6 protein-coding genes are annotated in these 6,309 nt (G+C 73.4%); all 6 read left to right on the plus strand.

Going from position 1 to position 6,309, the window contains the following annotated elements; translation table 11 throughout:
* Positions 1–126 precede the first annotated feature (126 nt).
* On the plus strand, positions 127–1,185 hold the full coding sequence (gene glpX / locus VGH76_RS26110; protein WP_331559688.1) for a class II fructose-bisphosphatase: 1,059 nt from the start codon (positions 127–129) through the stop codon (positions 1,183–1,185).
* Between the two features lie 62 nt (positions 1,186–1,247).
* Positions 1,248–2,660 carry a class II fumarate hydratase gene (locus VGH76_RS26115; RefSeq protein WP_331559689.1) on the plus strand — a complete coding sequence of 471 codons (1,413 nt, stop codon included), beginning with the start codon at positions 1,248–1,250 and terminating at the stop codon, positions 2,658–2,660.
* An 11-nt stretch (positions 2,661–2,671) separates the two neighbouring features.
* The gene (locus VGH76_RS26120) at positions 2,672–4,228 is read left to right on the plus strand and encodes an ATP-dependent DNA ligase (protein ID WP_331559690.1); all 1,557 of its coding nucleotides are present in this window, start codon (positions 2,672–2,674) and stop codon (positions 4,226–4,228) included.
* A gap of 85 nt (positions 4,229–4,313) precedes the next feature.
* Positions 4,314–5,753, plus strand: a complete 1,440-nt coding sequence (locus tag VGH76_RS26125; protein WP_331559691.1) for a GuaB1 family IMP dehydrogenase-related protein — start codon at positions 4,314–4,316, stop codon at positions 5,751–5,753.
* Positions 5,754–5,909: 156 nt separating this feature from the next.
* The gene (locus VGH76_RS26130) at positions 5,910–6,122 is read left to right on the plus strand and encodes a hypothetical protein (protein WP_331559692.1); all 213 of its coding nucleotides are present in this window, start codon (positions 5,910–5,912) and stop codon (positions 6,120–6,122) included.
* A 53-nt stretch (positions 6,123–6,175) separates the two neighbouring features.
* Positions 6,176–6,309 (plus strand): DUF7144 family membrane protein (locus VGH76_RS28145; RefSeq protein WP_422653088.1); only part of this gene is annotated, 134 nt, incomplete at its 3' end.

Genomic DNA, 6,309 nt, shown 5'->3' on the forward strand with positions numbered 1-6,309 from the left:
TCCGTTCCATGCCTCCATCGTTCCAGTGGTGGGCACCCCTGACCCGGCCGGTCGATCCCGGTTCCGTGACCGCCCCGTTCTGGGAGACTGACCCTCCCGCCCCATGCCCGAGAAGGAGAGCCTTCGGTGACCTCGCCGCAGTCCCCCGACGCCGTCCGCCGTCCCGAGGCTCCCGACCGCAACCTCGCGCTCGAGCTCGTGCGGGTGACGGAGGCGGCCGCGATGGCCGCTGGGCGCTACGTGGGGCGCGGCGACAAGAACGGCGGCGACGGGGCGGCCGTCGACGCGATGCGCAAGCTCATCGGCTCGGTGTCGATGCGCGGCACGGTGGTCATCGGCGAGGGCGAGAAGGACGAGGCGCCGATGCTCTTCAACGGCGAGGAGGTCGGCAACGGCGACGGCCCGGAGTGCGACGTCGCGGTCGACCCCGTCGACGGCACCACGCTCATGGCCAAGGGCATGCCCAACGCGCTGGCCGTGCTCGCCGTCGCCGAGCGGGGCGCGATGTTCGACCCGTCCGCGGTCTTCTACATGGAGAAGCTCGCGGTCGGGGCGGAGTACGCCGACGTCGTCGACATCGCCGCCTCGGTCCGCGACAACCTGCGTGCGGTCGCGAAGCGCAAGGGCACCGGCATCTCGGACGTCACCGTCTGCGTCCTGGACCGGCCGCGCCACGAGGCCCTGGTGCAGGAGATCCGCGACGCAGGCGCCCGCATCCGCTTCATCACCGACGGCGACGTCGCCGGCGCCATCGCCGCCGCGCGGCACGAGAGCGACGTCGACATCCTGCTCGGCGTCGGGGGCACGCCCGAGGGGATCATCGCGGCGTCGGCGATCGCGTGCCTCGGCGGGTCGTTCCAGGGCCGGCTCTGGCCCAAGGACGACGAGGAGCGGGAGAAGGCGATCGCGGCCGGTCACCAGCTCCAGCGCGTCCTGCACACCGGCGACCTCGTCAACGGCGAGAACATCTTCTTCTGCGCGACCGGCGTGACCAACGGCGAGCTGCTCCGCGGCGTGCAGTACCGGACGGGCGGCGGGGCGAGCACCCAGTCGCTGGTGATGCGCTCCAAGTCCGGCACCGTCCGGATCGTCGACGGCTACCACCGCCTGGCGAAGCTGCGGGAGTACTCCACGGTCGACTTCGGCACCGACGACACCGAGACCGACGAGAGCCCCTGGGTGTAGGTGCGCTCCGCGCACCTCCACCCCGACTCGTCCGCCGTCCCCGCAGGCGCGAGGATGCCGCCATGGGCAATGACGCAGGCACGGAGGAGTACCGGACCGAGCACGACACCATGGGCGAGGTCCAGGTCCCCGCCCGGGCGCTGTACGCCGCGCAGACGCAGCGCGCGGTCGAGAACTTCCCGATCTCTGGCCGCCCGATCGAGCCGGCCCAGATCCGGGCGCTCGGCCTCGTCAAGGGGGCGGCGGCACGGGTGAACAAGGACCTCGGGGTGCTCGACGCGGGTATCGCCGACGCCGTCGCGGCCGCCGCCGACGAGGTCGCCTCCGGCGCGCACGACGGCGAGTTCCCCATCGACGTGTTCCAGACCGGCTCGGGCACCAGCTCGAACATGAACGCCAACGAGGTCATCGCGACGCTGGCCAGCCGCGAGAGCGGCGAGAAGGTCCACCCGAACGACCACGTCAACGCCTCGCAGAGCTCCAACGACGTCTTCCCGACGACGATCCACCTGGCCGCCACCGAGGCCGTCGTCCGGGACACCGTCCCCGGCCTGGACCACCTCGCCTCGGTGCTCAACCGCCGCGCGCAGGACTGGAAGCACGTGGTCAAGTCCGGCCGCACCCACCTCATGGACGCGGTACCGATCACCCTCGGCCAGGAGGCGGGCGGCTGGGCCACCCAGATCAGCCACGGCACCGAGCGGCTGCGCGCCGCCCTGCCGCGCCTGGGCGAGCTGCCCATCGGCGGCACCGCGGTCGGCACCGGGATCAACACCCCGGAGGGCTTCGGCACCCAGGTGGTCGAGAAGCTGCGCGAGGCGACCGGCATCCCCGAGCTGACCGAGGCCCGCGACCACATCGAGGCCCAGGGCGCCCGCGACGGCCTCGTCGAGATCTCCGGCGCGCTGCGCACCGTCGCGGTCAGCCTCTACAAGATCGCCAATGACCTGCGCTGGCTCTCGTCGGGCCCGTCGACCGGCCTCGCCGAGATCCACCTGCCCGACCTGCAGCCCGGCAGCTCGATCATGCCCGGCAAGGTCAACCCGGTGATCTGCGAGGCGACGATGATGGTCGCCGCCCAGGTGATCGGGAACGACGCGACCGTCGCGTTCTCCGGCTCGCAGGGCAACCTCGAGCTCAACGTGATGATGCCGGTGATGGCGCGCAACGTGCTCGAGTCGGCCCGCCTGCTCGCCAACGCCGCCCGGCTGCTCGCCGACAAGGTGCTCGAGGGCGCCGAGGCCGACGAGGACGCGTGCCGCCGCTACGCCGAGTCCTCCTCGGCGATCGTCACCCCGCTCAACCGGCTCATCGGCTACGAGCAGGCCGCGAAGATCGCCAAGAAGGCGATGCAGGAGCACAAGACGATCCGCGAGGTCATCGAGGAGGACGGCTACGTCTCGGAGGGCAAGCTCACCCAGGAGCAGCTCGACGAGGCGCTCGACGTGCTCGCGATGACCCGCGTGGACGCGTAGCCGAACCCGTCGTGCTGCTCGCCGCCGTCGTCGACGCCTCCTCACAGGTCGCGGCGACGCGCTCGCGCAAGGCCAAGACCGCGGCGCTCGCCGCGGTCCTGGCCGCCGCGGGCCCCGACGAGGTCCGGCCGGTCACGGCCTGGCTCGCCGGGGACATGCTGCAGGGCCGGACCGGGATCGGCTGGCGGACGCTGTCGGGCGTCGACGTCGAGCCGGCCACGGAGCCGTCGCTGGCCGTCGGGGACGTCGAGGCGGCACTCGACCGGCTCGCGGCGATGGCCGGCTCGGGCACCGGGGTGGGGGCGCGGCGGACGGCCGAGCTGGAGGCCCTGCTCGGGGCGGCGACCCCCGACGAGGGCCGCTTCCTGGTCCGGCTGCTGGGCGGCGAGCTGCGCCAGGGCGCCCTCGAGGGGCTGATGATCGAGGCGGTGGCCGCGGCGGCGACCCTGGCGAGCGAAGCGACGGGCAGTCGTGTCGAGGTCCCCGGGGACGCGGTGCGGCGCGCGTTCATGCTCTCGGGCCGGCTCCCGGCCACGGCGGTCGCGGCGCTGACCAGCGACGACCCGGTGGCCGCGCTCGGCGCGATCGGGCTCGAGGTGATGCGCCCGCTCCGCCCGATGCTCGCCTCCCCCGGCGACTCGCTGGAGGCTGCGCTCGCCGACCTGGGGCCGCCCGACGGCGAGCCGGGCGTCGTCGTCGAGCACAAGCTCGACGGCGCGCGGATCCAGGTGCACCGCCGGGGTGACGAGGTGCGGGTCTGGTCGCGGACGCTGCACGAGATCACCGACGCCGTCCCGGAGATCGTGGCGCTGGTGCGGGAGCTCGCGGTCGAGACGGTCGTGCTCGACGGGGAGACCCTCGCCGTCGCCGAGGACGGCCGGCCCCGGCCCTTCCAGGAGTCGATGAAGGGGCTCGGGTCCGGCGCCATGCGGCCGTGGTTCTTCGACTGCCTGCACCGCGACGGCACCGACCTCGTCGACGAGCCGCTGGAGACCCGTCGTCGGGAACTGGCGGAGGTCGTCGGGGAGCGGGTGATCCCCGGCGTCGTGCGCCCGAGCCACGAGGAGGCCGCCGAGGAGGTGCGGGCGGCGCTGGCCGCCGGCCAGGAGGGCTCGATGGTCAAGGCCCTCGACTCGCCCTACACCGCCGGGCGGCGCGGGAAGTCCTGGCAGAAGGTCAAGCCCGCGCACACCCTCGACCTCGTCGTGCTCGCCTGCGAGTGGGGCTCGGGCCGGCGGCGCGGGTGGCTCTCGAACATCCACCTCGGGGCGCGGGACGCCGCGAGCGGCGAGTTCGTCATGGTCGGCAAGACCTTCAAGGGCATGACCGACGAGACGCTGCGCTGGCAGACCGAGACGTTCCCGCGGTACGAGACCTCGCGCGACGCCCACACGGTGTACCTGCGCCCGGAGATCGTCGTGGAGATCGAGCTGGACGGGGTGCAGACCTCGACCCGCTACCCGGGCGGCGTGGCGCTGCGCTTCGCCCGGGTGGTGCGCTACCGCGACGACAAGCCGACCTCGGAGGCGGACACGATCGAGCGGCTCCGCGGCCTGTTGACACGGTAGGTGCGCTCCGCGCAGGTGAGCAGTGATCCGTGCTGTACGGCGGATTACTGCTCACGAGCGCGGAGCGCCCCTACAATGTGCGCACGTGCGGTTCCTCGACGGCCACGCCCCGGCCCATGACCTGACCTACGACGACGTCTTCCTCGTCCCCGAGCGCTCCGACGTCGCGTCCCGCTTCGACGTCGACCTCGCCGTCGCGGACCCGTCGGGCGCGACCATCCCGATCGTCGCGGCGAACATGACCGCGGTGTCCGGGCGGCGGATGGCCGAGACGCTGGCGCGGCGCGGCGGCATGGCGGTCATCCCGCAGGACGTCGACGCCGCGGCCATCGCCGACATCGTCGCCGGGGTCAAGTCGCGGCACACCGTCTGGGACACCCCCGTCGTCCTGCACCCCGGCGAGGCCGTCGCGGACGCCCTCAACCTGGTCAGCAAGCGCGCGCACCGCGCGGTGGTCGTGGTCGACGACGGCGGGCGCCCGCTCGGCGTCGTGCGGGAATCCGACTGCGCCGGCGTCGACCGCTTCACCCGGCTCGCGGACGTGCTCGTGCCGGCGGTCACGGTCTCGGTCGGCACCGAGCCGCGCACCGTCTTCGAGAAGCTCTCCGCACCCGGCGCCGGCGACCTCGCCCTGGGTGTCGACGACGGCGGCCGGCTCGCCGGGGTCCTGACACGCACCGGGGCGCTGCGCGCCGAGGTCTACACCCCCGCGGTGGACGCCGAGGGCCGGCTGCGTGTGGCGGCCGCGCTCGGCGTCAACGGCGACGTCGCGACGCGGACGAAGGAGCTGGTCGCCGCGGGGATCGACGTGCTGGTCGTGGACACCGCGCACGGTCACCAGTCCAAGACGATCAGCGCGCTGCGGACCGTCCGCACCACCGCGCCGGGCGCCGTCCTCGTCGCGGGCAACGTCGTCACCGCCTCCGGGACCGCCGACCTGGTGGACGCGGGCGCGGACATCGTGAAGGTCGGGGTCGGACCGGGTGCGATGTGCACGACGCGGATGGCCACCGGGGTCGGCCGGCCGCAGTTCTCGGCGGTCGCCGAGTGCGCGGCAGCGGCCCGGGAGCGCGGGGCGCACGTGTGGGCCGACGGCGGGGTGCGCCACCCCCGCGACGTGGCGCTGGCGCTGGCCGCGGGCGCGTCGGCGGTGATGGTCGGCTCGTGGTTCGCCGGGACCTACGAGTCGCCCGGGGACCTGCAGCGCGACGAGTCCGGCGCGCTGTACAAGGAGTCGTTCGGGATGGCCTCGAAGCGGGCGGTCACGGCGCGGACCCGCACCGACTCGGCGTTCGACCGCGCCCGCAAGGGCCTCTTCGAGGAGGGCATCTCCTCCTCGCGGATGCGGCTGGACCCGGCGCGGCCCGGCGTCGAGGACCTGCTGGACTCGATCTGCGCGGGCGTCCGGTCGGCGTGCACCTACACCGGTGCGGCGACGCTGGAGGAGTTCCACGCCCGGGCGGTGCTCGGCGTGCAGTCGGCGTCAGGGTTCGCGGAGGGGCGCCCGCTGCCGACCGGCTGGTGAGAGTTCCCGGCTGATTCTGAGCGAAGCGCACCTTCGGTCGAATAGATGGGCCGGGGGCGCCCGCCGCCGGAACGCGCCGGCGGGCTGATCCCACCCGGACGATCCAGTCGACGGGTCCCTATTGATCGATCGCTTCCGTCATGTCCGGGGGACGGCGTGCTCGAGACCGCCGAGATCTCCGACCTCGACGAGGGCGAGCTCGGAGAATTCCGGACCGCCGAGTCGGACCTGGCGATGGTGCTCTCCGAGCAGGACGTCGAGGACCTGGCCGCGACCATCGAGCCCGGGACCTCGGCGGCGGTGCTGTTCTGGGAGAACCTCTGGGCAGCGCCCTTCGGCGCGTCGGTGCGCCGTCGTGGGGGCAGTTGATCGCTGGTGGCCCTGCTGCACAGCAGCTACTTCGTCGTCCCGGCCACGGGCTCGTGGTCAACGTCAGCTACAACGCGTGGGGCTGGTTCCACCTGATCCTGGGCGTACTGATCTTCGCCGCGGGCTTCGGGGTGATGGCCGGACGGCTCTGGGCGCGCATCGTCGGGATCGCCCTGGCTCTGCTGAG

The sequence above is a fragment of the Actinomycetospora sp. genome, from assembly GCF_036497585.1.
Taxonomy (GTDB): Bacteria; Actinomycetota; Actinomycetes; order Mycobacteriales; family Pseudonocardiaceae; genus Actinomycetospora.

What these genes read in the sequence shown, in the direction of transcription:
- VGH76_RS26115 (WP_331559689.1), top strand. Translation starts at nt 1,248, where the DNA reads ATGGGCAATGACGCAGGCACGGAGGAGTACCGGACCGAGCACGACACC.